General features: G+C 61.9%; 24 protein-coding genes. 11 read left to right on the top strand and 13 right to left on the bottom strand.

Annotated features, from left to right (window positions below):
- Window positions 1-56 precede the first annotated feature (56 nt).
- Together BB029_RS07750 and BB029_RS07745 are read left to right on the top strand one after the other, a co-directional pair.
- Window positions 57-1,262 (top strand): aminotransferase class V-fold PLP-dependent enzyme, encoded by a 1,206-nt coding sequence (locus tag BB029_RS07750; protein ID WP_065938766.1) that lies wholly within the window; start codon window positions 57-59, stop codon window positions 1,260-1,262.
- Window positions 1,259-1,672, top strand: coding sequence for a SufE family protein (locus BB029_RS07745; RefSeq protein WP_065938765.1), 414 nt, complete (start codon window positions 1,259-1,261; stop codon window positions 1,670-1,672). The genes BB029_RS07750 and BB029_RS07745 overlap by 4 nt, the downstream gene beginning before the upstream one ends.
- A 20-nt stretch (window positions 1,673-1,692) precedes the next feature.
- On the opposite strand, the gene tcdA is transcribed toward BB029_RS07745, so the two are convergent.
- Window positions 1,693-2,502: a tRNA cyclic N6-threonylcarbamoyladenosine(37) synthase TcdA gene (gene tcdA / locus BB029_RS07740; RefSeq protein ID WP_065938764.1), complete on the bottom strand. Its 810-nt coding sequence runs from the start codon at window positions 2,500-2,502 to the stop codon at window positions 1,693-1,695.
- A gap of 218 nt (window positions 2,503-2,720) precedes the next feature.
- Between tcdA and BB029_RS07735 the strand changes: the two genes are divergently transcribed.
- From BB029_RS07735 to BB029_RS07720, 4 genes are all read left to right on the top strand, one after another.
- Window positions 2,721-5,312 carry a glycosyltransferase gene (locus BB029_RS07735; RefSeq protein ID WP_065938763.1) on the top strand — a complete coding sequence of 864 codons (2,592 nt, stop codon included), beginning with the start codon at window positions 2,721-2,723 and terminating at the stop codon, window positions 5,310-5,312.
- A 111-nt stretch (window positions 5,313-5,423) separates the two neighbouring features.
- On the top strand, window positions 5,424-6,575 hold the full coding sequence (gene dapE / locus BB029_RS07730) for a succinyl-diaminopimelate desuccinylase (protein WP_027604490.1): 1,152 nt from the start codon (window positions 5,424-5,426) through the stop codon (window positions 6,573-6,575).
- On the top strand, window positions 6,575-7,384 hold the full coding sequence (locus BB029_RS07725; RefSeq protein ID WP_065938762.1) for a putative RNA methyltransferase: 810 nt from the start codon (window positions 6,575-6,577) through the stop codon (window positions 7,382-7,384). The genes dapE and BB029_RS07725 overlap by 1 nt, the downstream gene beginning before the upstream one ends.
- 54 nt (window positions 7,385-7,438) lie before the next feature.
- Entirely contained in the window at window positions 7,439-7,816 is a 378-nt protein-coding gene (locus tag BB029_RS07720; protein ID WP_065938761.1) for a hypothetical protein, read from the top strand.
- 134 nt (window positions 7,817-7,950) lie between these two features.
- On the opposite strand, the gene BB029_RS07715 is transcribed toward BB029_RS07720, so the two are convergent.
- Window positions 7,951-8,160 (bottom strand): cold shock domain-containing protein, encoded by a 210-nt coding sequence (locus BB029_RS07715; protein ID WP_017529713.1) that lies wholly within the window; start codon window positions 8,158-8,160, stop codon window positions 7,951-7,953.
- Between the two features lie 180 nt (window positions 8,161-8,340).
- On the opposite strand from BB029_RS07715, the gene plsB reads away from it, so the two are divergent.
- From plsB to BB029_RS07700, 3 genes are read left to right on the top strand one after another with little or no spacing between them, the layout of a single operon-like run.
- Window positions 8,341-10,845, top strand: coding sequence for a glycerol-3-phosphate 1-O-acyltransferase PlsB (gene plsB / locus BB029_RS07710; protein ID WP_065938760.1), 2,505 nt, complete (start codon window positions 8,341-8,343; stop codon window positions 10,843-10,845).
- 51 nt (window positions 10,846-10,896) lie between these two features.
- On the top strand, window positions 10,897-11,298 hold the full coding sequence (locus BB029_RS07705; RefSeq protein ID WP_027604494.1) for a YbaY family lipoprotein: 402 nt from the start codon (window positions 10,897-10,899) through the stop codon (window positions 11,296-11,298).
- Window positions 11,299-11,320: 22 nt separating this feature from the next.
- Window positions 11,321-12,010 carry a DUF4197 domain-containing protein gene (locus tag BB029_RS07700; RefSeq protein ID WP_065938759.1) on the top strand — a complete coding sequence of 230 codons (690 nt, stop codon included), beginning with the start codon at window positions 11,321-11,323 and terminating at the stop codon, window positions 12,008-12,010.
- 127 nt (window positions 12,011-12,137) lie between these two features.
- Here the strand turns inward: BB029_RS07700 and BB029_RS07695 are convergent, their stop codons facing one another.
- The 4 genes from BB029_RS07695 to BB029_RS07680 form a co-directional block, all read right to left on the bottom strand.
- Complete coding sequence (locus BB029_RS07695; protein ID WP_065938758.1) at window positions 12,138-12,338, bottom strand: hypothetical protein; 201 nt, start codon at window positions 12,336-12,338, stop codon at window positions 12,138-12,140.
- Window positions 12,339-12,556: 218 nt separating this feature from the next.
- Window positions 12,557-13,150 (bottom strand): LysE family translocator, encoded by a 594-nt coding sequence (locus tag BB029_RS07690; protein ID WP_065938757.1) that lies wholly within the window; start codon window positions 13,148-13,150, stop codon window positions 12,557-12,559.
- A gap of 2 nt (window positions 13,151-13,152) precedes the next feature.
- The gene (locus BB029_RS07685; RefSeq protein ID WP_065938756.1) at window positions 13,153-16,218 is read right to left on the bottom strand and encodes an efflux RND transporter permease subunit; all 3,066 of its coding nucleotides are present in this window, start codon (window positions 16,216-16,218) and stop codon (window positions 13,153-13,155) included.
- Window positions 16,219-16,224: 6 nt separating this feature from the next.
- Window positions 16,225-17,325, bottom strand: a complete 1,101-nt coding sequence (locus tag BB029_RS07680) for an efflux RND transporter periplasmic adaptor subunit (RefSeq protein WP_065938755.1) — start codon at window positions 17,323-17,325, stop codon at window positions 16,225-16,227.
- A gap of 93 nt (window positions 17,326-17,418) precedes the next feature.
- Between BB029_RS07680 and BB029_RS07675 the strand changes: the two genes are divergently transcribed.
- The gene (locus tag BB029_RS07675; RefSeq protein ID WP_065938754.1) at window positions 17,419-18,072 is read left to right on the top strand and encodes a TetR/AcrR family transcriptional regulator; all 654 of its coding nucleotides are present in this window, start codon (window positions 17,419-17,421) and stop codon (window positions 18,070-18,072) included.
- Window positions 18,073-18,090: 18 nt separating this feature from the next.
- Here BB029_RS07675 and BB029_RS07670 read toward each other — a convergent pair whose 3' ends face one another.
- Entirely contained in the window at window positions 18,091-18,873 is a 783-nt protein-coding gene (locus BB029_RS07670; RefSeq protein ID WP_065938753.1) for a class I SAM-dependent methyltransferase, read from the bottom strand.
- A gap of 96 nt (window positions 18,874-18,969) precedes the next feature.
- Between BB029_RS07670 and BB029_RS07665 the strand changes: the two genes are divergently transcribed.
- A complete protein-coding gene (locus BB029_RS07665) occupies window positions 18,970-19,590 on the top strand; it encodes an energy transducer TonB (RefSeq protein ID WP_065938752.1) in 621 nt (206 codons plus the stop codon).
- On the opposite strand, the gene BB029_RS07660 is transcribed toward BB029_RS07665, so the two are convergent.
- The 6 genes from BB029_RS07660 to adk all read right to left on the bottom strand — a co-directional run bounded on the left by BB029_RS07660 (window position 19,587) and on the right by adk (window position 23,877).
- The gene (locus BB029_RS07660) at window positions 19,587-20,285 is read right to left on the bottom strand and encodes an extensin family protein (protein WP_065938751.1); all 699 of its coding nucleotides are present in this window, start codon (window positions 20,283-20,285) and stop codon (window positions 19,587-19,589) included. The two genes, BB029_RS07665 and BB029_RS07660, sit on opposite strands and share 4 nt — an antisense overlap.
- A 3-nt stretch (window positions 20,286-20,288) precedes the next feature.
- Entirely contained in the window at window positions 20,289-21,116 is an 828-nt protein-coding gene (locus tag BB029_RS07655) for an oxaloacetate decarboxylase (protein WP_065938750.1), read from the bottom strand.
- Between the two features lie 27 nt (window positions 21,117-21,143).
- Window positions 21,144-22,004, bottom strand: coding sequence for a DUF72 domain-containing protein (locus BB029_RS07650; protein ID WP_065938749.1), 861 nt, complete (start codon window positions 22,002-22,004; stop codon window positions 21,144-21,146).
- Window positions 22,004-22,294 carry a hypothetical protein gene (locus BB029_RS07645; RefSeq protein WP_065938748.1) on the bottom strand — a complete coding sequence of 97 codons (291 nt, stop codon included), beginning with the start codon at window positions 22,292-22,294 and terminating at the stop codon, window positions 22,004-22,006. The genes BB029_RS07650 and BB029_RS07645 overlap by 1 nt, the downstream gene beginning before the upstream one ends.
- 160 nt (window positions 22,295-22,454) lie before the next feature.
- Window positions 22,455-23,141, bottom strand: a complete 687-nt coding sequence (tsaB, locus tag BB029_RS07640; protein ID WP_065938747.1) for a tRNA (adenosine(37)-N6)-threonylcarbamoyltransferase complex dimerization subunit type 1 TsaB — start codon at window positions 23,139-23,141, stop codon at window positions 22,455-22,457.
- A gap of 88 nt (window positions 23,142-23,229) precedes the next feature.
- Window positions 23,230-23,877: an adenylate kinase gene (gene adk, locus BB029_RS07635; RefSeq protein ID WP_010212617.1), complete on the bottom strand. Its 648-nt coding sequence runs from the start codon at window positions 23,875-23,877 to the stop codon at window positions 23,230-23,232.
- Window positions 23,878-24,047 lie beyond the last annotated feature (170 nt).

The following is a 24,047-nucleotide window of genomic DNA, read 5'->3' as shown; positions in this document are numbered from 1 at the left end:
TCGATGCCACTGGCGGGCCCCGACCCTGGGGCCCGCTTATACGAGTCTTGAACACCATGCTTGTGCCCTCCCCCTGGCGCGCCGACTTTCCGGCCATCGCCACCCTTCAACGGCAAGACCAGACTTATCTGGACAACGCCGCGACGACGCAAAAACCCCAGGCCCTGCTGGATGCCATCAGCCATTACTACGCCAATGGCGCCGCCAATGTGCACCGCGCCCAGCATTTGCCGGGTGCCCATGCGACCCAGGCCTTCGAGGACAGTCGCAGCAAGGTTGTGCAGTGGTTGAATGCAGGTGACAGCGGGCAAATCGTGTTCACCCACGGCGCGACGTCAGCGCTGAACCTCCTGGCTTATGGCCTTGAGCACTTATTCAATGCGGGCGATGAGATTGTCATCAGCGCCCTGGAACACCACGCCAACCTGTTGCCGTGGCAGCAACTGGCCAAGCGTCGCGCGCTCACCCTGGTGGTATTGCCTCTCGGCGATGACGGCGTGATCGACCTGCAAGCCGCCGCCGAGTCGATCGGCCCGCGTACGCGCCTGCTGGCGGTGAGCCAACTGTCCAACGTCCTTGGCACCTGGCAGCCGTTGCCGGCCTTGCTGGCGTTGGCCCAGGCCCACGGTGCCCTGACCGTGGTCGATGGCGCCCAAGGCATCGTCCACGGCCGCCACGACGTGCAGGCCCTGGGCTGCGACTTCTATGTGTTTTCCAGCCACAAGCTGTACGGTCCGGACGGCGTCGGCGTGCTGTACGGCAGCCACGCAGCCCTGCATCACCTGCGCCATTGGCAATTCGGTGGCGAGATGGTGCAACAGGCCGACTACCACAGCGCCAGCTTCCGCCCGGCACCGCTGGGGTTCGAAGCCGGCACCCCGCCGATTGCCGGCGTGATCGGCCTGGGCGCGGCTCTGGACTACCTGGGTTCGCTGGACCCACAGGCGATTCTCACCCATGAAGCGGCCCTGCATGACTACCTGTTGCGCGGGCTGAATGCGCGCAATGGCGTCCGTGTGCTGGGCTCGCCGCAGGCGGCGCTGGTCAGTTTTGTGGTCGAGGGCGTGCACAATGCCGACCTCGCACACCTGCTGACCGAGCAAGGCATTGCCGTACGCGCCGGCCATCACTGCGCGATGCCGCTGCTCAAGGCGATGCACTTGTCGGGGGCGATCCGTGTCTCCCTGGCGCTGTATAACGACTCCGATGACCTGGAACACTTCTTTGAAGCGCTGGACCGGGCGCTGGATATGCTGCGATGAGCCTGCCGGTAGATGCGGTAGCTGCGCTGGAGGCCTTCCAGTCAGTCGGCAGTTGGGAACAGCGCGCGCGAATGCTGATGCAGTGGGGTGAACGTCTGCCCGTATTGGCGGACGAGGAGAAGGTCGATGCCAACCTGGTGCAGGGCTGTGAGAGCCTGGTGTGGTTGGTGGGGCGCTTGCACGATGGCCACTGGCAGTTCGCCGCGAGCAGCGATGCGCGGATGATTCGTGGCTTGGTGGCATTGCTGCTGGCGCGGGTCAATGGGCTGTCGGCGGACGAGTTGCAGGCGGTCGACTTGCCGGATTGGTTCAATCAGCTGGGGCTTTCCCGTCAACTGTCGCCGTCGCGCAGCAATGGGCTGAATGCAGTCCTGCAGCGCATGCGCGAACTCAGTCATACCCACATTTGAACCGTGTAACGTTCTGAGACTCAGGCGGGCTTGACCCGCTCCGAAGGCCTGCGCACCCCGGCCACAATCTTGTCCACCGCCTTGGTCGCCGCGACCATGCCGAAGGTCGCCGTCACCATCATCACCGCGCCAAACCCGCCGGCGCAGTCCAGCTTCACCCCATCACCGACAAAACTCTTCTGCAAACAGATGCTGCCATCCGGCTTGGGGTAGCGCAGTTGCTCGGTGGAAAACACGCACGGCACGCTGTAATGGCGGGTCACGGTGCGGGAAAAGCCGTAGTCACGGCGCAAGGTGGAGCGCACTTTCGACGCCAAGGGGTCATTAAAGGTGCGGTTCAGGTCGCAGACCTGGATCAGCGTCGGGTCGATCTGCCCACCGGCGCCACCAGTCGTGATGATCTGGATCTTGCGGCGCTTGCACCAGGCAATCAGTGCGGCCTTGGCGTTAACCGCGTCGATGCAGTCGATCACGCAGTCGATAGTGGGCGTGATGTACTCGGCCATGGTGTCGCGGGTGACGAAATCCGCCACCGCATGCACCGTGCAATCCGGGTTGATCGCGCGCAGGCGCTCGGCCATCACCTCGACCTTGGGCTTACCCACGGTGCTGTCCAAGGCGTGCAACTGGCGGTTGCTGTTGCTGACGCAGACGTCGTCCAGGTCGAACAGCGAAATCTCGCCCACTCCGCAACGGGCCATGGCTTCCGCCGCCCAGGAGCCGACGCCGCCGACGCCGACGATCGCCACATGGGCCGCTTTCAAGCGCTCCAGGCCTTCAATGCCATACAAGCGGGCGACGCCTGCAAACCGCGGATCTTCTGTACTCATGACCATTACCCCAAAAACCGGCGCGCATTATAGGGCTACGCAGCGACAAGTTTTAAGCTACAAGCTACAAGTTAAGAACTTAGATGTACTTTCGCTGCCCAATGTCCGGTTTTTCTCGGCTTGCTGTACGGTCAGGGAAAGGCCGGTGTAGGATGCGCGCCGTTCGGTGCAGGCCGACACCTCTTTTCGTTCCACACCCTTTGGAACCCGACATAACCATGGCATCGCGTAAATTTGGACTCAACCTGGTGATAGTGCTGGCAATTGCCGCGCTGTTCACCGGCTTCTGGGCGCTGATCAACCGCCCGGTCACTGCTCCCAACTGGCCCGAACAGATCTCCGGTTTTTCCTACTCGCCGTTCCAGCAAGGCCAGTACCCGCAAAAAGACCAGTACCCCACCGACGAGCAGATGCGGCGCGATCTGGAGATCATGAGCAAGCTGACGGATAACATCCGCACCTACTCGGTCGACGGCACGCTGGGGGACATTCCCAAGCTGGCCGAAGAGTTCGGCCTGCGCGTAACCCTGGGGATCTGGATCAGCCCGGACCTGGAGCGTAACGAGCGCGAAGTCCAGCGGGCCATCGAGATCGCCAACAGCTCGCGCAGTGTCGTGCGGGTCGTGGTCGGTAACGAAGCCTTGTTCCGTGAAGAGATCACGCCTGAAGCCCTGATCGTGTTGCTGGACCGGGTACGCAGCGCCGTGAAAGTACCGGTGACGACCTCCGAGCAATGGCATATCTGGGAAAAGAACCCGCAACTGGCCAAGCACGTCGACCTGATCGCCGCTCACATCCTGCCGTTCTGGGAATACATCCCGATGGACAAGGCCGGCCAGTACGTACTCGACCGTGCCAGGGACCTGAAGAAACTGTTCCCGAAAAAGCCGCTGCTGTTGTCGGAAGTGGGTTGGCCAAGTAACGGCCGTATGCGCGGCGGGAATGAAACGTCCCCCGCAGACCAGGCCATTTACCTGCGTACGCTGGTGAACAAGCTGAACCGCCAGGGCTACAACTACTTCGTGATCGAGGCCTTCGACCAGCCGTGGAAGGTCAGCGACGAAGGCTCGGCCGGCGCGTATTGGGGCGTGTACAACGCCGCGCGCCAGCAGAAATTCAACTTCGAAGGGCCGGTGGTGGCAATCCCGCAGTGGCGCGTCCTGGCGATCGGCTCGGTGGTGCTCGCCTTGCTGTCCCTGACCCTGCTGATGATCGACGGCTCATCCCTGCGCCAGCGTGGCCGCACCTTCCTGACCTTTATCGCGTTCCTCTGTGGTTCGGTACTGGTGTGGATCGGCTACGACTACAGCCAGCAATACAGCACCTGGTTCAGCGTGACCGTCGGCATCTTGTTGGCCCTGGGCGCCCTGGGCGTGTTCATTGTGTTGCTGACCGAAGCCCACGAACTGGCGGAAGCGGTATGGACCCACAAGCGCCGGCGTGAATTCCTGCCGGTGGAAGGGGAATCGGACTACCGCCCGAAAGTGTCGATCCATGTGCCGTGCTACAACGAGCCGCCAGAGATGGTCAAACAGACCCTCGACGCCCTGGCGGCCCTCGACTACCCGGACTACGAAGTCCTGATCATCGACAACAACACCAAGGACCCGGCGGTATGGGAACCGGTGCGCGACTACTGCGAAACCCTGGGCCCGCGCTTCAAGTTTTTCCACGTCGCACCCCTGGCCGGTTTCAAGGGCGGTGCACTGAACTACCTGATCCCGCACACCGCCAAGGATGCCGAAGTGATCGCGGTGATCGACTCGGACTACTGCGTGTCGCCGAACTGGCTCAAGCACATGGTGCCGCACTTCGCCGACCCGAAAATCGCCGTGGTGCAGTCGCCGCAGGACTACCGCGATCAGAACGAAAGTACCTTCAAGAAGCTCTGCTACGCCGAATACAAAGGCTTCTTCCATATCGGCATGGTCACCCGTAACGACCGCGACGCGATTATCCAGCACGGCACCATGACCATGACCCGTCGCTCGGTGCTCGAGGAACTGGGCTGGGCCGACTGGTGCATCTGCGAAGACGCCGAATTGGGCCTGCGGGTATTCGAGAAAGGCCTGTCGGCGGCGTACTACCACGACAGCTACGGCAAGGGCCTGATGCCGGATACCTTTATCGACTTCAAGAAACAGCGCTTCCGCTGGGCCTATGGCGCGATCCAGATCATCAAGCGCCACACCGCCAGCCTGCTGCGCGGCAAAGACACCGAGCTGACCCGTGGCCAGCGCTACCACTTCCTCGCGGGCTGGTTGCCGTGGGTGGCGGACGGCATGAACATCTTCTTCACCGTCGGCGCGCTGTTGTGGTCGGCGGCGATGATCATCGTGCCGACCCGGGTCGACCCGCCGCTGTTGATTTTCGCGATCCCGCCGTTGGCGTTGTTCGTGTTCAAGGTGGGCAAGATCATCTTCCTCTACCGCCGCGCGGTAGGTGTGAACCTCAAGGATGCGTTCTGCGCCGCCCTGGCTGGCCTGGCGTTGTCCCACACCATCGCCAAGGCGGTGCTGTATGGTTTCTTCACCACCAGCATTCCGTTCTTTCGTACACCGAAAAACGCGGATAACCACGGCTTCTGGGTAGCGATTTCCGAAGCCCGCGAAGAAATGTTTATCATGCTGCTGTTGTGGGGCGCGGCGCTGGGGATCTACCTGGTGCAGGGCCTGCCGAGCAATGACATACGTTTCTGGGTGGTGATGCTGCTGGTGCAATCGCTGCCGTATGTGGCGGCGTTGATCATGGCGTTCCTGTCGTCGCTGCCAAAACCGGCCGTGGCACCTGAGCCTGCACCTGTGGCTTAAAAACGTGCGCAATGCACTAAACGGCGGCCTCTGGTCGCCGTTTTGCTATAAGATAACGGCCGTTTTGTCCGCCCGCCCCGCTCTTCCAGACATGCTTCCCGGAGTTTTCCCATGACGGCCCATGCCGACCTTTCGCCGACCCTTCAACTTGCCATCGACCTGATCCGTCGCCCCTCGGTCACGCCGATCGACGCCGATTGCCAGAAGCTGATGATGCAGCGCCTGGGCGACGCCGGTTTTGCGCTGGAGCCGATGCGCATCGAGGACGTGGACAACTTCTGGGCCACCCATGGCAAGCATGACGGCCCGGTGCTGTGCTTCGCCGGCCATACCGACGTGGTCCCCACGGGCCCGGTGCAAGCCTGGCAGAACGACCCGTTCGACGCATTGATCGACGAAAACGGCATGCTCTGCGGGCGTGGCGCGGCCGACATGAAAGGCAGCCTGGCCGCCATGCTGGTGGCGGCCGAGCGCTTCGTCAGCGACTACCCGGACCACAAGGGCTCGGTCGCGTTCCTGATCACCAGCGATGAGGAAGGCCCGGCGCACCATGGCACCAAGGCCGTGATCGAACGCCTGGCCGCGCGCAAGGAGCGCCTGGACTGGTGCATCGTCGGCGAACCGTCGAGCACCACCCTGGTGGGTGACGTGGTCAAGAACGGCCGTCGCGGCTCCCTCGGCGCCACCCTGACCGTGCGCGGCGTACAGGGCCATGTGGCCTACCCGCACCTGGCGAAGAACCCGATCCACCTGGCCGCACCGGCCCTGGCCGAACTGGCCGCCGAGCACTGGGACAACGGCAACGCCTTCTTCCCACCGACCAGCTTCCAGATCTCCAACCTCAACTCTGGCACCGGCGCCACCAACGTGATTCCGGGTGACCTGACGGCGGTGTTCAACTTCCGTTTTTCCACCGAATCCACGGTCGAAGGCCTGCAACAGCGCGTTGCGGCAATTCTCGACAAGCATGGCCTGGACTGGCATGTGGAGTGGGCGCTGTCGGGCCTGCCGTTCCTCACCGAGCCGGGCGCGTTGCTCGATGCGGTGTCGGCCAGCATCAAGGCGATCACCGGGCGTGAGACCCAGGCCTCCACCAGTGGCGGCACCTCCGATGGGCGCTTCATTGCGACCCTCGGCACCCAGGTGGTCGAGTTGGGCCCGGTAAACGCGACGATCCACCAGGTCAACGAGCGGATCCTGGCCAGCGACCTCGACGTGCTGACCGAAATCTATTACCAGACCCTGATCAAGTTGCTCGCCTGATGCTGGCCTGCCCGATTTGCAGCGCCCCGCTCAACGCGGTGGACAATGGCGTGGCGTGCCCGGCCGGGCACCGGTTCGACCGCGCGCGCCAGGGTTACCTGAACCTGTTGCCGGTGCAGCACAAGAACAGCCGCGACCCGGGCGACAACCTGGCCATGGTCGAGGCGCGCCGTGACTTTCTCAACGCCGGGCACTACGCCCCGGTGGCCAAGCGCCTGGCCGAGCTGGCCGCCGAACGCGCACCGCAGCGCTGGGTGGACATCGGTTGCGGCGAGGGTTACTACACCGCGCAAATCGCCGCGGCCCTGCCCCATGCCGATGGCTACGCCCTGGACATTTCCAAGGAAGCGGTCAAGCGCGCGTGCAAACGCGACCCGGCGCTGACCTGGTTGATCGCCAGCATGGCCCGCGTGCCGTTGGCCGACGCCAGCTGCCAGTTCCTCGCCAGTGTGTTCAGCCCGTTGGATTGGCAAGAGGCCAAGCGCCTGCTCAGTCCCGGCGGCGGCCTGATGAAGGTCGGCCCGACCAGCGGCCACCTGATGGAACTGCGCGAGCGCCTTTACGACGAAGTGCGCGAGTACACCGACGACAAGCACCTGGCCCTGGTGCCGGACGGCATGAGCCTGGCCCACAGTGAAACCCTGGAATTCACCTTGAGCCTGGCCGAGCCCCAGGACCGCGCCAACCTGCTGGCCATGACCCCTCACGGCTGGCGCGCCAGTGCCGAACGCCGTACCGAGGTGATCGAGGCGGCCGAGCCGCTGCTGGTCACGGTGTCGATGCGCTACGATTATTTCGTGCTTCAATAACCGACGTTTAACCATCCGCGAATGGATTTTCGAATCCCGCAACGAGGAATATCCATGCGCCAACCCGATATCGAGATTTACCTGAAGGACGCCGACGTCGACTACAAGGCCATCGCCGCCTGGCTGGGCACCGCCCTGGGCCCTTGCAGCGACTGGGTCCAGCGTGGCCAGACCTACAAGTGCAAGGCCGGCAATGTGCCGGTCACCTGGCTGCCGAAAGCCGTAGGCAAGTGGAACAGCCTGTACCTGGAAAGTGACCAGACGCCGTGGGAAGACGACATTGCCTGCGCCCGCGCTGCGTTTGCTGCGCTGAACGTGGAAGTGCGCTGTGCACCGGGGAGCTGGGTCGAGGAAGAAGGTGAGGAAAGCGCCGACACCTGGATTCGCATCAGCGCGGACGGTGAAGAGCAGATCACCTGGAAAACTGCCTGAGCCTGAGAGGTAAACCACAATCAACATGTGGGAGGGGGCTTGCCCCCGATAGCGGTGTATCAGCCAATGTATTCAGTGACTGACACTCTGCCATCGGGAGCAAGCCCCCTCCCACATGGGTTCATGTGGTGAACTTACAGACCGACTACATCCTCCGCCTGCAACCCCTTCTCGCCGCTTACCACGGCGTATTCCACCTGCTGGCCCTCGGCCAACGAGCGGTGGCCGTCGCCGCGAATGGCGCGGTAGTGCACAAACACATCCTTGCCATCTTCACGCTGGATGAAGCCATAGCCCTTGGCGTCGTTGAACCACTTCACATTGCCTGTCTCGCGCGTTGCCATCTGTTCACTCCCACTTGATTGTTATTGTTGAGCCGATCGCGTTGAACTGCCGAGTATAAGACAGGCTCAAAAACGATCAACTCAAGTTTACATCGCTGCTTTTTTGCCGATTTTCGGCGAATACGGCACACTACCCGCCCGAGCGCCTGCTCGGTTTTTCCCACTTGAAGCAGCTCGCCTATGACCCGCTCCCCGTTCCGCCGTCTGGTGTTTGGCACCTTGCGCCGACTGTTGTACCTCTGGGTTCGCTCGGAGACGATCAACCAGTCGTCCCTTACCCTCAACCTGGACCGCAGCCGGCCGGTGTTTTACGTCCTGCAATCGCCCTCCCTCACCGAATTGGCCGTGGTCGATGCCGAGTGCACCAAGGCCGGCCTGCCGCGCCCGGTGCTGCCGGTATCGGTAGGCCCGTTGATGGAACCCGCGGCGTTCTTCTACCTCACGCCCGAGCCGGACTGGCTGGGGCGCCAGGACAAGCGTGGCGCGCCGCCGACCCTGACCCGCCTGGTCAACACCCTCAGCGAACACGCCGAAGAGAATGCACAAATCATTCCGGTCAGCGTGTTCTGGGGACAAACCCCTGCGAGCGAGTCCAGCCCGTGGAAACTGCTGTTTGCCGACAGCTGGGCGGTCACCGGGCGTCTACGCCGGTTGTTGAGCATCCTGATCCTGGGGCGCAAGACCCGCGTGCAATTCTCCGCGCCCATCAACCTGCGTGAATTGATCGAGCACAATAAAGGCCACGAACGCACCGTGCGCATGGCCCAACGCATCCTGCGCGTGCACTTTCGTAACCTGAAGACGGCGGTGATCGGCCCCGATTTGTCCCACCGGCGCAATCTGGTGAAAGGCCTGGTCAACATGCCGCTGGTGCGCCAGGCCATCCTTGACGAAGCCGAGCGGGAAAAAATCAGCCCGGAAAAAGCCAAGGCCCTGGCCCTGCGCTACGGCAACGAGATCGCCTCGGACTACACCTACACCGCGATCCGCTTCCTGGAAGTGGTGCTGAGCTGGTTCTGGAACAAGATCTACGACGGCATCAAGGTCAATAACATCGAGGGCGTGCAACAGGTTGCCCAGGGCTACGAGGTGATTTATGTGCCTTGCCACCGCAGCCATATCGACTACCTGCTGCTGTCCTACCTGCTGTTCAAGAACGGCCTGACCCCGCCGCATATCGCCGCCGGCATCAACCTGAACATGCCGGTGATCGGCAGCCTGTTGCGCCGTGGCGGTGCGTTTTTCATGCGCCGCACCTTCAAGGGCAACCCGCTGTACACCTCGGTGTTCAACGAATACCTGCACACCTTGTTCACCAAGGGCTTCCCGGTGGAGTACTTCGTCGAAGGCGGGCGCTCGCGCACCGGGCGCATGCTGCAGCCGAAGACCGGGATGCTGGCGATTACGCTGCGCAGTTTCCTGCGCTCCTCGCGCATGCCGATCGTGTTCGTGCCGGTGTATATCGGCTATGAGCGCGTGCTCGAAGGCCGCACGTATCTCGGCGAGCTGCGGGGTGCGAGCAAGAAGAAAGAGTCGATCTTCGATATTTTCAAAGTGGTCGGCGCGCTCAAGCAGCGCTTTGGCCAGGTCGCGGTCAACTTCGGCGAGCCGATCAAGCTGGCCGAGTTCCTCGACGCCGAGCAACCGGACTGGCGCGCCCAGGAACTGGGCCCGAACTACAAACCGGCCTGGCTCAACGAAACCACCAACCGCCTCGGCGAGCAGGTGGCCCGCCACCTGAACGAAGCCGCCGCTGTGAACCCGGTGAACCTGGTGGCTCTGGCGCTGCTGTCGACCACGCGCCTGGCCCTGGATGAACAGGCCATGGCCCGCCAGTTGGACCTGTACCTGGCGCTGCTGCGCCGCGTGCCTTATTCGCCCCACACCACCTTGCCCGAAGGCGACGGCCTGGCTCTGATCAAGCACGTCAAGGACATGGACCTGCTGTCGGAACAGAGCGATGCCCTGGGCAAAATTCTGTACCTGGACGAGCAGAACGCCGTCCTGATGACCTACTACCGCAACAACGTGCTGCACATCTTCGCCCTGCCGGCGCTGCTGGCCAGCTTCTTCCAGAGCAGCTCGCGGATGAGCCGCGAGCAGATCCTGCGCTATACCCACGCGCTGTACCCGTACCTGCAATCGGAGCTGTTTATCCGCTGGTCGCTGGAAGAGCTGGATACGGTGGTCGATCAATGGCTGGACGCGTTCGTCGAACAGGGCCTGCTGCGCTTCGAAAACAATGTGTTCCTGCGCCCTGCACCGAGCTCGCGACACTTCGTGCTGCTGACCCTGCTTTCCAGGACCATCGCCCAGACCCTGCAACGCTTCTACATGGCGATCTCGCTGTTGCTCAACAGCGGCCAGAACAGCATCAGCGCCGAAGAACTGGAAGACCTGTGCACGATCATGGCCCAGCGCCTGTCGATCCTGCATGGCCTCAACGCCCCGGAATTCTTCGACAAGAGCCTTTTCCGACATTTCATCCAGACCTTGCTGGAGCAAGATGTGCTGCGCCGCGACGAGGCCGGCAAGTTGAGCTACCACGATCTGCTCGGCGAACTGGCCGAAGGCGCGGCCAAGCGCGTGTTGCCCGCGGAGATTCGCCTGTCGATCCGCCAGGTGGCCCTGCACCGTGTGGATGGCGCGGCCGAAGCGCCGGTGGAAGCAGAAGAAACACGCTAGATTGAACAAGGCGCCAGTTGGATGCTGGCGCCGTTGAAAAGGAGCTGCACCATGAAAAAAATCATTCTCCTGGGTCTCACCGCCCTGCTCGGAGCCTGCCAATCCATGCATCCAGCGCCCAAGGCCAGCCTCGACGGCGAAGTGTTCTACCTGCAACGCATTGCCCTGCCGCCCGCCGCCACCTTGAGCGTGAGCCTGCAGGACGTGTCCCTGGCGGACGCGCCCGCGGTGACGCTGGCCGAGCAGAAAGGCCCGGTCAAAGGCCAGGTGCCGCTGCCGTTTCACCTGACCTACGACCCCGCACAGGTCAAGCCGGGCCACAGTTATTCGGTGAGCGCTCGCATCGAACTGGATGGCAAGCTACTGTTTATCACCACCGAACGGCACACGGTGCAGCTCAACGGCCAGGATCCACAACCGCTGCGCGTGCGCGTGAACGCCGTAGCACCCTGAACTCGAACATAAGGACGCCCCCATGCTCCGCAACTCCCTTCGCCTCACTGCCCTGTGTGCCGGCCTGCTGCTCGGCGCCAACGCCATGGCCCTGGACCTCAGTAGCCTGTCCCAGGGCGACGCCAGCGGCGGCCTCAAGGACGCCCTGACCCAAGGCGCACAGATCGCCGTGAAACAACTGGGTGTACCCGGTGGTTTCAGCAACAACCCTGAAGTGAAGATCGGCCTGCCGGGCAAGCTGGGCAAAGTCGCCGACAAGCTGAAAATGTTCGGCATGGGTGACCAGGTCACGCAGTTGGAAGACAGCATGAACAAAGCCGCTGAAACCGCCGTGACCCAGGCCCAGCCGATCCTGGTCAATGCCGTGAAAAACATGAGCGTGACCGACGCCAAGGGCATCCTCAGCGGCGGCCAGGACTCCGCCACCCAGTACCTGAACAAGAGCAGTCGCGAACAGATCCGCGCCAAGTTCCTGCCGATCGTCAAGGCCGCTACCGACAAGGTGGGCGTGGCCCAGCAGTACAACGCCCTCGCAGGTAAGGCCGCCGCGTTTGGCGCGGTGGATGCCAAGAGCGCCAACGTCGAAAACTACGTGACCGAACAGGCGCTGGATGGTTTGTTCAAGATGATTGCGCAGCAGGAAGAGACGATTCGCAAGAACCCGGCGGCGGCGGCCACCAGTCTGGCGAAGAAGGTGTTCGGCGCACTTTAAACGGCAGGCAAGACAGTACTGATGAACCACGAAAAAGCCCTGATGACCTCAGGGCTTTTTTGCTTCTTGCTGCAGCGCCAGGGGTCAAAGCGTTCAACGCTCATGACCCAAGCCATAAGGGATACTTTTAATAAGGTATCCAAGGCCTGACCGGAAGACTCGACAGGTTGATCGAGGTCTGGTTGTGGTTCAGGTTGTGGTTCAGGTTGTTATTGTCATTGTTGATATTGATGTTGATAGGTGGGTTCTGGCCCATCCCCCCTCCGAGCCCCATGCCACCACCCAGCATCGAGTTCATGATTTGCAGCGGCCACGTTAATATAAACATCATCTCTCCTTCCAATTCAATTTAGACCAACACCCAGCGCCCGCGAGCTGCAGGTTCGCTGCATGCGGGCGGGTAATGCTGTGTGGCGCGCAGGCTTGAATGGTTCCGTCCCTCGTAAGAAACAGCGCGATGTTCCAGCAGCCCCGTACATGCCAGATGAGCGAACTGAGCGAGCCACGCGTTGAGACACCGTCATAAGCGCAGCAGGACGGATCGCGTCAGTTGAGAATCGAGGTCGCCAGGTGGCCAAGCAGGACCGAGGCAAAACAACCAATGGCGAGCGCAGCGGTCCTGTTGATGACACGCGGCGTCAACCAGTGACGCCCGCGCCCGACGACACCGACGCCGAATACGATCCAGGCCGACCCGACCAGAACCACGACCAATGCCAGCGTGCACATGAAGGAAAGGTAGCCGGGCCAGTGGGTAAACGTATCCGGTGGCGCGATCAACGAGGCGATCAATAGCCCTTTTGGGTTCATCACCGTCATCCAGAAAAAATACCCACCAGTGAAGCGATCCCGGGTCACACCGTCCGAGGTTTTTGCGCTGCGCCATAAGCGCCAGGACACCACGAGCAAGTAAGTACCCGCCGCCAGCTGGATCAGTTTGACGGCCCAAGGGGAGTAAGCGGCCAGGTAGAACAACGCTACGCCCCACGCCGAGACTTGCAGCACGTAGGCCAGGCACTCGATAAATAGCAGTGTCCACGAAGCCCGGAACCCGAACAGCCCCCCTGCACGAAACAGCAGGGTATTGGTCGGGCCGGGGGCGAGCAGCAACAACATCAGGGCAGAAACAGTGGCCAGCATGATTACGCGACGTCCTTCCTCACTCGGAACCACGCAGCATACAGGGCCGGAAGGAACAATAGGGTCAACGCCGTCGCCACGATCAAGCCGCCCATGATCGCCACCGCCATCGGCCCGAAGAACACGCTGCGTGACAGCGGGATCATCGCCAGCACCGCCGCCAGGGCAGTCAGCACAATCGGGCGGAAACGCCGCACGGTGGCTTCGATAATTGCCTGCCACGGCGCCAGCCCGGCCTTGATGTCCTGCTCGATCTGGTCCACCAGGATCACCGAGTTGCGCATGATCATCCCCGACAACGCGATGGTCCCGAGCATGGCCACGAAGCCGAAGGGCTGGCGGAACACCAGCAGGAACAGCGTCACGCCAATCAGGCCCAACGGCGCGGTCAGAAACACCATCGCCGTGCGTGAGAAGCTGCGCAGTTGCAGCATCAGCAAGGTCAGTACCACCACGATAAACAGCGGCACGCCGGCCTTCACCGAGTTCTGCCCACGGGCGGAGTCTTCGACGGTGCCACCGACTTCCAGCAGGTAGCCATCCGGCAATTCGGCGCGCACGCCCTCAAGGGTTGGCAGGATTTGCTGGACCAACGTTGCCGGCTGTTCCTTGCCGTAGATATCGGCGCGCACGGTCACCGTCGGCAAGCGGTTGCGGTGCCAGATAATGCCCTCTTCGAAGCCGTATTCGAGGGTGGCGATCTGCGACAGGGCCACGCTTTTACCGTTGTCGGTCGGCACCGCCAGGCTGGGCAGCAGCGACAACTCGGTGCGCTCGTGGACGGTGCCGCGCAGGAGAATTTCGATCAACTCGTTGTCCTCCCGGTATTGACTGACGCTGGAACCGGTCAGTGAGCTTTGCAGGAATTTCGACAGGTTGGCGGTACTGACACCGAGGGCGCGGGCGCGGTCCTGGTCGATATTGAGGTAGACGATCTTGCTCGGCTCTTCCCAGTCCAGGTGCACGTTGACGACGTGGGTATTTTCGCGAACCTTGGCCGCGACCTTCCGTGCAAGGGCGCGGACTTCCTCGATGTGTTCGCCGGTTACGCGAAACTGCACCGGGTAGCCGACGGGAGGGCCGTTTTCCAGGCGGGTAACCCGCGAGCGCAGGTCGGGGAATTGTTCGTTGAGGGTTTCGATCAGCCAGGTGCGCAGGCTTTCGCGCCCCTCGATGGTCTTAGCCAACACCACGAACTGCGCAAAACTGGCCGCTGGCAGTTGCTGGTCCAGTGGCAGGTAGAAACGCGGCGAACCGGTGCCGACGTAGGCCACATAGTTATCAATGCCGGCGTGTTCCTTGAGCAAGGCTTCCAGGCGCTTGACCTGGTCGGCGGTGTTGCTCAGGGAAGCGCCTTCGGCCAGTTTCAGGTCGACCATCAATTCCAGGCGGCCTGAGGCCGGGAAGAACTGTTGCGGCACAAAGCGAAACAACGCCACCGAGCCGATAAACAGTAGCAACGTCAGGACAATCACGGTTTTGCGCCGACGCACGCACCACTCTACCAAACGTCTTACACGTTGGTAGAACGGCGTGCCATAGGGATCCGGGCCATCGGTGCCGTGTTTGGCCGCGTGAATCTTCGCCAGGTCCGGCAGGAGTTTTTCCCCCAGGTACGGCACAAACACCACGGCGGCGATCCATGAGGCGAGCAACGCGATGGTCACGACCTGGAAGATCGAGCGCGTGTATTCACCTGTGCTCGATTGCGCAGTGGCAATCGGCAGGAAACCGGCGGCCGTGATCAGCGTACCAGTGAGCATCGGGAAGGCGGTGCTGGTCCAGGCAAAACTGGCCGCCTTGAGCCGGTCGTAGCCCTGCTCCATTTTGATTGCCATCATTTCCACGGCAATGATGGCGTCATCCACCAGCAAGCCGAGGGCCAGCACTAACGCGCCGAGGGAAATCTTGTGCAGGCCGATACCGAGGTAATACATGGTGGCAAAGGTCATTGCCAGCACCAGCGGTATCGCCAGGGCTACGACCATGCCAGTGCGTATGCCGAGGGAGAAGAAACTCACCAGCAAGACAATTGCCAATGCCTCGGCCAACACCTGCACGAATTCGCCGACACCGGTTTTCACCGCTGCCGGTTGGTCTGACACCTTGCGCAGCTCCATGCCCGCCGGAAGGTTCTTTTGCAAACGTGCGAATTCGCCTTCGAGGGCCTTGCCCAACACCAGGATATCGCCACCATCACGCATGGCCACGGCCAGTCCGATAGCGTCCGCCCCCATGTAACGCATGCGCGGTGCCGGTGGATCGTTGAAACCGCGGTGAATGTCGGCTACATCGCCAATCCGGAAGGTTCGATCAGCGACACGAATCGGAAAGTTGCGGATCTCTTCCACCGTCTTGAAGTTGCCCGACACGCGCAGTTGCACACGCTCGCTCGGGGTTTCAAAGAAGCCGGCAGTGGACACCGCGTTCTGCTCCTGCAACGCCTGCTGTACAGCGGCCAACGGCAGGCCAAGGGTGGCGAGCTTGAGGTTGGACAGCTCGATCCAGATCTTCTCATCCTGTAGGCCAAGTAACTCGACCTTGCCCACATCCGCCACCCGTTGCAGTTGAATCTGGATGCGGTCGGCGTAGTCCTTGAGCACGGCATAGTCGAAGCCGTCGCCAGTCAGGGCGTAGATATTGCCGAAGGTGGTACCGAACTCGTCGTTGAAAAACGGCCCCTGGATATCCGGCGGCAAGGTCTGCCGGATGTCGCTGATCTTCTTGCGCACCTGGTACCACAACTCAGGAATCTGCACGGAGTGCATGGAGTCGCGCGCAATGAAGGTGACGGTGGACTCACCCGGGCGGGAGAACGAGACAATGCGCTCGTATTCGCCGGTCTCCATCAGTTTTTTCTCGATACGCTCGGTGACCTGGCGCGAGACTTCCTGGGCCGTAGCGCCGGGCCAGTTGGTCTTGATCACCATGGCCTTGAAGGTAAACGGTGGATCTTCGCTTTGCCCCAGCTTGGTGTAGGACAAGGTACCGACCACAGCCAGCAGGATCATCAGGAACAGTACGATCTGGCGGTTACGCAACGCCCATTCGGAAAGATTGAAAGCCATCGGGGACTACTCCTTGGCCGCCAGGTTCACTATACGGTTGGAGCCGTCCACCGGACGCACTTGCTGACCCTCATGGAGCACATGCACGCCGGCTGCGACCACCCAATCGGTGGGGGCCAAGCCCTCCAGCACCGGTACGGTTTTTTCGCCGAAGGCGCCAATGCGTACCGGAGTGCGCTTGAGGGTGCTGTCCGGCTGTACACGCCAGACGTAGGACGCACCGTTCTCCGCACTCAGGGCAGACAGCGGTACCGACAGCGGAATAACGCCGTCGGCCTGTATGAATACGCGAGCGCTTTGCCCCAGTTCCGCCGGGACTTTGCCGCCGGTGAAGGCAACGCGAGCGGCGAAGGTGCGCGATTTTGGATCAGCCGCAGGCGACAGTTCACGGATGCGCCCGGTAAAACGCTGGCCCGGCTGGCTCCACAACTCCACCGCGACCGGTTGACCGATCTTGAAGCGACCAAACCCTTGTTCGGGCAGGCTGATGAGCACTTCGCGCTCGCCATCGGTAGCCAGAGTGAACACGGTCTGGCCAGCGGAGACCACTTGGCCGACTTCCACCGCGCGCTTGGCGACGACGCCATCCTGGGGGGCGCGCAATACGGCGTAGCCGGCCTGGTTACTGGCCACGTCGAACTCGGCCTTGATCTGCTTGAGGCGCGCTTCACCGGAACGGTAAAGGTTTTCGGAATTGTCGTACTGGGAACGGCTGACCATCTGACGGTCCATCAGGGTCTTGTAGCGATCACGCTCAGCGCGCACCAGGCGCAGGTTAGCCTCGGCAGCGGCGACCTGGGCACGGGCGGCCTCCAGTTGCAGGCGCACATCCTGAGGGTCAAGTTCCGCCAGCGCCTGGTTGGTCTTGACCCGCTCGCCCTCCTCCACCAGACGCTTGCTGACTTTGCCACCGATGCGAAAGGCCAGGTCCGGCTCATAGCGAGCGCGTACTTCACCGGGGTAGCTGTCCGTCGACTGCGCCGAGGGTTGCGGCTGCACCACCATGGCCGGGCGGACGGTGGTCTGGACCGCTTCTTCATGGCCGCAGGCGGCTAACAGGAAGACCAGGCAGACAGGCAACGCAAAGGGCAGGACAGTGCTGCGCATGCTGAAGGACCTTTCGCAAATGGAGCTAGGAATAATTATACTGGCCGGTATGTTATTAATACCAAACTCGCCAGTCCAGTATTAAAGGTGAAAATGTCCGACAATCGTGTAAACACCAATAGCCCCGGGCGTCCCAAGGACATGGCAAAACGCCAGGCAATCCTCTCGGCAGCGAAAACCCTGTTCTTGAGCAACGGCTACGCCAACACCAGCATGGATGCCGTGGCCCTTGAGGCCGGCGTGTCGAAACTGACCGTCTACAGCCACTTCACCGACAAAGAAACCTTGTTCACCGCCGCCGTGGTGGCCAAGTGCGAGGAACAGTTGCCGGTGATGTACTTCGAACTGCCCGAAGGCATGCCGGTGGAAACGGTATTGTTGAATATCGCGCGGGGGTTCCATCGGCTGATCAACAGTGAAGAGTCGGTGAACCTGCATCGCCTGATGATGACCACCGGCAATCAGGACGTGAAACTCTCCCAAATCTTCTTTGAAGCCGGGCCCATGCGCATGCTCCAGGGCATGGAGCGCCTGCTCGGCAAGATCGATCAGAGCGGCGCGCTGAGCATCGACAGACCGTTTACGGCGGCCGAGCACTTCTTCTGCCTGCTCAAGGGCACGGCGAACTTCTGCCTGCTGTATGGCTGCGGCGGGCAACTGAGTGAGGAAGCCGCCGAAGCCCATGTGCAGGAGGTGGTGGGGTTGTTTATGCGGGCCTATAGGAGAGATGCAGTTGCAGGTGATTAGCTGCAAGCTGCTTGTGGCTTAAGGCTTGAGCGCTTTCTTGGGATAAATGTCATACCGGCTGGACTTGCCATCCAGCGCATGGCTCGGCTTGGGCCCTTCGATACAGGGCGCCTTGCGCGGGCGCTTGACCACCACGCGGTGGCTGGCCAAGGCCAGGGCGGCGGCCAGCAGAGCCGGTGCATCCGGATCATCCCCCACCAGTGGCCGGAACAAGCGCATTTCTTTCTTCACCAGGGCGGTTTTCTCACGGTGAGGGAACATCGGGTCGAGGTAGATCACCTGGGGCGGCTCCCCTTGCCAATTGAGCATCACGTCAATGGAGTTGCCCTTGAGCAGCTTCATGCGCGCCACGATGGGCGCTACGTCAAAATCCTGCGTAGCGCGTGCCAGGCCATCTTCGAGCAGGGCGCCAATCAGCGGTTGGCGCTCGATCAGGCTCATCTCACAGCCCAAGCTGGCCAGCACGAACGCGTCCTTGCCCAGGCCGGCCGTGGCGTCCAGCACACGGGGACGTACGCCCTGGGCAATGCCCACGGCCTTGGCGATCATCTGTCCGCTGCCGCCACCATACAGCCGCCGGTGAGCCGCGCCGCCTTCGACGAAGTCCACCCGCACCGGCCCCGGCGCCTCAGGCCCCAACTGTTGCAGTTGCAGGCCATGCTCGCCTACCTGCAGGGAAAAATCCGCATCCGCAAGCTGTAAAGGCAAGCCGAGCTGTTCAGCCCACTGCTCGGCCCGGGCCTGGAAACCTTCGCCCAAGGCCTCGACCTGGATGCGGCTGGCCGCTGGTTGTTCGCTCATCAATCGCTACGCTCAAAAATATTAAGGATCGGCAAACAACGGCCGATAAAAACAACAGTCAGGTATTTTGCCAGAGCTGAGCGTCGACCGAGAAAAATGTCAGACATTCTCCCCCTAACCATCGGTGTACTGCCGACCCATAACCACTACGGCCTGCGCAATACCCAAGCGCTGGCCGGGGTGAGTCATGTGTGGCAGGACTTCTTCGCCCGGGCGCTGGCCGAGCAGCTCGGTGAAACGCCGGACGCGCTCGCCGCCAAGGCGCCGGCACCGGCGGACCCGGCGGTAGAGCCCAGCGCCGGTGCCGACCTGTTGTCGCAGATCCTCACGCAGCGTGAGTGCGACGTCAAAGACACCGAGATTGCGCCACCTGAGCCACTGTTCCTGCCTATCGCCGAATTCGAAACCGAGTTGCTGCCACCGGCCGCCACGCCATTCCCGCAGGAAGAAATCGTCGCGCAGCAGCGCCAGCAGAATTTCGAAAGCGCTTGGGTTCGCCCCATCGTCCTGACGGCCGGCCAGCCATTGCCTGAGCCCGGCCCGGCGCCGGAACCACGGCCTCTGCACTTGCCGATTGCCGAGTTCGAACTGGACCTGTTGCCACCACCCGCCACGCCTTACCCAACCGAAGAACTGCTGGCGCAACAGAAGGCGCTGGACTTCGACTACCACTGGGCACGCCCACTGATCACCCACAACCTGCGCCTGGCGGCCTAGCGACACACCCACCAACGGCCCATGTCCAGATGGAAATGGTTGCGGTGCGCGGCGTTGTAGTCCGGGCTCAACACCACATTGAAATCATCACAGGCGCCATCGCGCACCTGGCGCAGGAACCGCGCGCTGTCGCCCTCCCCGGACCAATCCTTGAGCACGCTGATACTGCGCCCATCCGCCAGGCGAAACCCGGCAATATCCAAGGCATTGGCCGACGCATGCTGGCTGAGCCGTCCTTCGGCACGGTTATACATGTTGCGACAGGCAAAGCTGCCCAGATGATCGACCCGTGTCACCGCCTGACCGAACACCGCCTGGGCTGCCGGTTGCAGGCTGTGGCGCTCGAACAGCGCGAACGCCACGGCCAACGGGCAACTGGCGAGAAAGCTGCTGCTTAATGCCACGTCTGCACCCTGCACGCGCAAGGTATTGCGCAGCGGACAGGCAGCGTCGGCGGGCGTGTCAGCCTGATGGCTGACACGCAAACCAGAGGTTTTCAGCACTTGGTCGCACAGCTCGGGGTCATCCTGCAGGCGTCCCAGCTTGTAGCGGGTCAACAGGTTCGGGCTGGACCGTACGTCCAGCGGCGACCAGGGGTTCCATTCAGCCGGCAGCGGCAACCAGCCACGCCACACACCCACGGCAAATGCAGCACTGAGCACCAGCAGAGCACCCAGCAGTTTGAAAAAACGCACGGCTCAGTCCTTGAAGAACTGATTGGCCTGGCTGAAGGGCATCGAGCGTTCGGTAAAGCTGAAGGTGCCCAGCTCATAGACTTCCTGGGCCGCGCGGTAGAATTCACCATAGGCCGCCAGTGCCATGGCCGAGCCCACGCTGATGCGCTTTACCCCCATCGCACTCAATTGCGCCACGCTGAGTTTCAGGGCGCCGGACATCAACACGTTCACCGGCTTTGGCGCCACGGCCTTGACCACCGCCAGCACGTCCTCGGCACTGCGCAGTCCCGGCGCATAGAGCACGTCGGCGCCGGCTTCGGCGTAGGCCTGCAAGCGGCGAATAGTGTCGGGCAGATCCAGGCGACCATGCAGGAGGTTTTCCGCGCGGGCCGTCAGTGTGAAGGGGAATGGCAAGCTGCGGGCAGCGGCGACGGTGGCTTCCACGCGCTCTACGGAGAGGTCGAAGGGATAGATCGGGTCGACGGCAACGCCGGTGGCATCTTCGATAGAGCCCCCCACGATACCGCTGGCCGCCGCCCGCAAGATGGTTTCGGCACACCCTTCGGGGGTATCGCTGAAGCCGTTTTCCAGGTCGGCCGCCACCGGCAGCGCGGTGGCCTTGGCAATCATGCTGGCATTGCGCAAGGTGTCTTCCAGGGACAACGCCCCTTCCGCGTCCGGGCGTCCCAGGCTGAACGCATAACCCGCGCTGGTCGTGGCCAGGGCTTCAAAGCCAAGGGTGGTGAGCATCACCGCAGAGCCGGCGTCCCACGGGTTAGGCATCACGAAGGCGCGGTCGCGCTCATGCAGGGCCTTGAAGGTTTCGGCGCGAAGGGTTTGGGCATCCATGACTGACTCCTGGCGGAAAAAGGAGCCCTAGAGTAACCCCAGTTGCTCGGCTTCGGGTTCCCGATGCAAGGTCGGCAGCGCCGGCAGGCCGGGCAGGCGCGCCATGAGTTGCGTGTGAAAACGCAGGGCCAGTTGCGCGGCAAGGCGATTATCCGAGGTGTGCAGGAACACATAGGGTGTGCGGCCTTCTTCGATCCAACCCGCGATTTTTTCCACCCACGGCACCAGGAACGGGTCATTCGCCTCAAGCTCGGGATGACCGATAAAACGCACTTGGGGAAACCGGGTCAGCGCTGCCGGACGGGGCGGCACCTTGGGCTTTTTCGATTGTGCGTGCAGTACCGCCGCCGAGGTCGACGTGCAACTGAACAACGCGCGCGGGTCGAGGCAGATGCGCTCGACACCGCGATCACGCAACAAACGGTTGAGCATGCGCTCGGCATCGCCCTTGGCGAAGAACTCAGGGTGGCGCACTTCCACCGCCATCGGGCGCTCCAGACCATCGATAAAGCCGGCCAGTTCAGCCAGGCGTTGCGGCGAAAAACTCGCCGACAGCTGCAGCCACAGCGGCGAAACACGTTCACCGAGCGGGCTCATCAAACCGACAAAACTTTCCGCTGCCGGCAATTGCTCACGCAAGTCGCCACCGTGACTGATGTCACCGGGGAACTTGGCCGTGAAACGAAAATCGTCGGGCATGATCTCAGCCCAGCGCTGCACAGTAGCGGCCGAAGGGCGAGCGTAGAACGTGGTATTGCCTTCGACGGCGTTGAAGACCTGGGAATAAAGGGCAAGGTAATCGCCGGAGCGGGCGTCGGCTGGGTACAGGTACTCGCGCCAGGCGTTTTCACTCCAGGACGGGCAGCCGAGGTAGTAAGGCAGGCGCATCAGATGTGGATGTCGAGACCCAGCACTTCCATATCCCATTCGACAAATCCAGCGGTGGTCAGGTAGCTGGCCAGGGCGGTGGCAACGCTTTTGCTCATGGAACGCGGGAAGACCATGTCTTGCTGACGGGCGGGAACGCCGCTGATGCGGGCTTGTGAACTGGCCTGCGCATCGGATTGCACCTCAATGAAGTCCGGCGAATCCTCGACGGAGTCGTCCACCCTGGCGTTTGCCTTACGCGGCTTGCGCTTGATCGGGTACGACTGTGAGGAAAATCCATCTATACGCATAGGCGCGAACTCGCTATCAGTAATGGCATTTTGGCAGCACTGTCCGTCGCGCGCAAATGCTCTGGTGATAACTAGAACACATAATTTGAAAAAGGTTTAAAAACCCGGGCAAATTCTGACGATTGGCGACTTTTGCCTCAAATTGCCATCATTTTTGGCGTCAAATAATCCCTCTTTCCGCCTTGGTCTGCGCGACTTTATCGCGCAGGTAGACCGGTGCGGCCTGATCCGCAGGAATCGCCTCGCCACGTTCGAACGCAAAGCGTGCCAGGGTCAGCAGATCTTCGGCATGAGGCAACAGGGTGGCGTCCTGCCCAGCCGGTTGAACACCGATACGCTCGCCATACCCCCAGCCAGTTCCAGCGCCGAACCAGTCACCGCTGGCATCGTCGGGCAATACCGCCGATTCCGGTGGCTGCACCGCTTCCTCGCCGACAAGGCGCATTTCGCCAGCCGTTTCGCGGTAGCAGCCCCAATACACTTCGTCCATACGCGCATCGATCGCCGCCGCCACCTGCTGGGCGCCGTGTTCGCGCAAGGCACGCTGAGCCAGTACGGCCAGGTTAGAGACCGGCAGGACCGGGCGCTCCAACGCAAAGGCCAGGCCCTGGACCACGCCAATGGCGATGCGCACCCCGGTGAACGCTCCCGGGCCACGGCCAAAGGCGATGGCATCCACGGCCGACAGGGTGGTGCCCGCGTCTTCAAGCAGCTGCTTGATCATCGGCAACAGCTTCTGCGCATGCAGGCGCGGGATCACCTCGTAGTGGCTTGTGACCTTGCCATCGTGCAGCAAGGCAACGGAGCAAGCTTCAGTCGCGGTGTCCAGGGCCAGCAGGGTGCTCATCGGTGTGGGTGTCCAAGTCAAAAAAAGTGCGCCAGTATAAACAACAACGGCCCGCAAGCGGGCCGTTGTCTATCAAGCCGATAAAGGATCAGCTCAGTGCTTGCAGGACCTTGGCGGTGATCGCTTCCACCGAGCCGACGCCAGGGATATGGCTGTACTTCGGCTTGCCCTGGGCTGCGGACAGCTTCTGGTAGAAATCCACCAGCGGCTTGGTCTGGGAATGGTAGACCGACAGGCGATGACGCACGGTTTCTTCGGTGTCGTCCTTGCGCTGCACCAGGTCTTCACCGGTGACATCGTCCTTGCCTTCAACTTTAGGCGGGTTGTAGACGGTGTGGTACACGCGGCCGGAGGCTTCGTGGACGCGACGACCGGCGATACGCTGGACGATTTCTTCATCTTCAACCGCGATTTCCACCACCGCGTCCAGCTCGACGCCGGCTTTCACCAGGGCTTCGGCCTGGGGAATGGTGCGTGGGAAACCATCGAACAGGAAGCCGTTCTTGCAGTCTTCCTGGCTGATGCGTTCCTTGACCAGGTTGATGATCAGGTCATCGGAGACCAGGCCACCGCTGTCCATCACGCTCTTGGCGATCAGGCCCAGCTCGGTGCCGGCCTTGACGGCAGCACGCAGCATGTCGCCAGTGGAGATTTGTGGAATGCCGAATTTTTCAGTGATGAACTTTGCCTGAGTACCTTTACCGGCCCCGGGAGCTCCCAGCAGAATGACGCGCATCGATGTGCTCCTCAATTTTTTATAGAGATGACGCTCGGATTCGCCGCGTGGGGCCAATCTCGTAAAAATAATATTAGGGCTCATGAAACTATGGGCCCAGGCCGCCCAAACGGCCAAAGGCTGATCAAGATACACAGCGGGCCCTAACCACACAAGCCGCCAAAAGTCGC

Source organism: Pseudomonas sp. S3E12 (assembly GCF_001702295.1).
In the GTDB taxonomy this organism is placed as follows: domain Bacteria; phylum Pseudomonadota; class Gammaproteobacteria; order Pseudomonadales; family Pseudomonadaceae; genus Aquipseudomonas; species Aquipseudomonas marginalis.
Note: the sequence above shows the minus strand (reverse complement) of the source record. Positions and strands in the feature narration are given on the sequence as shown.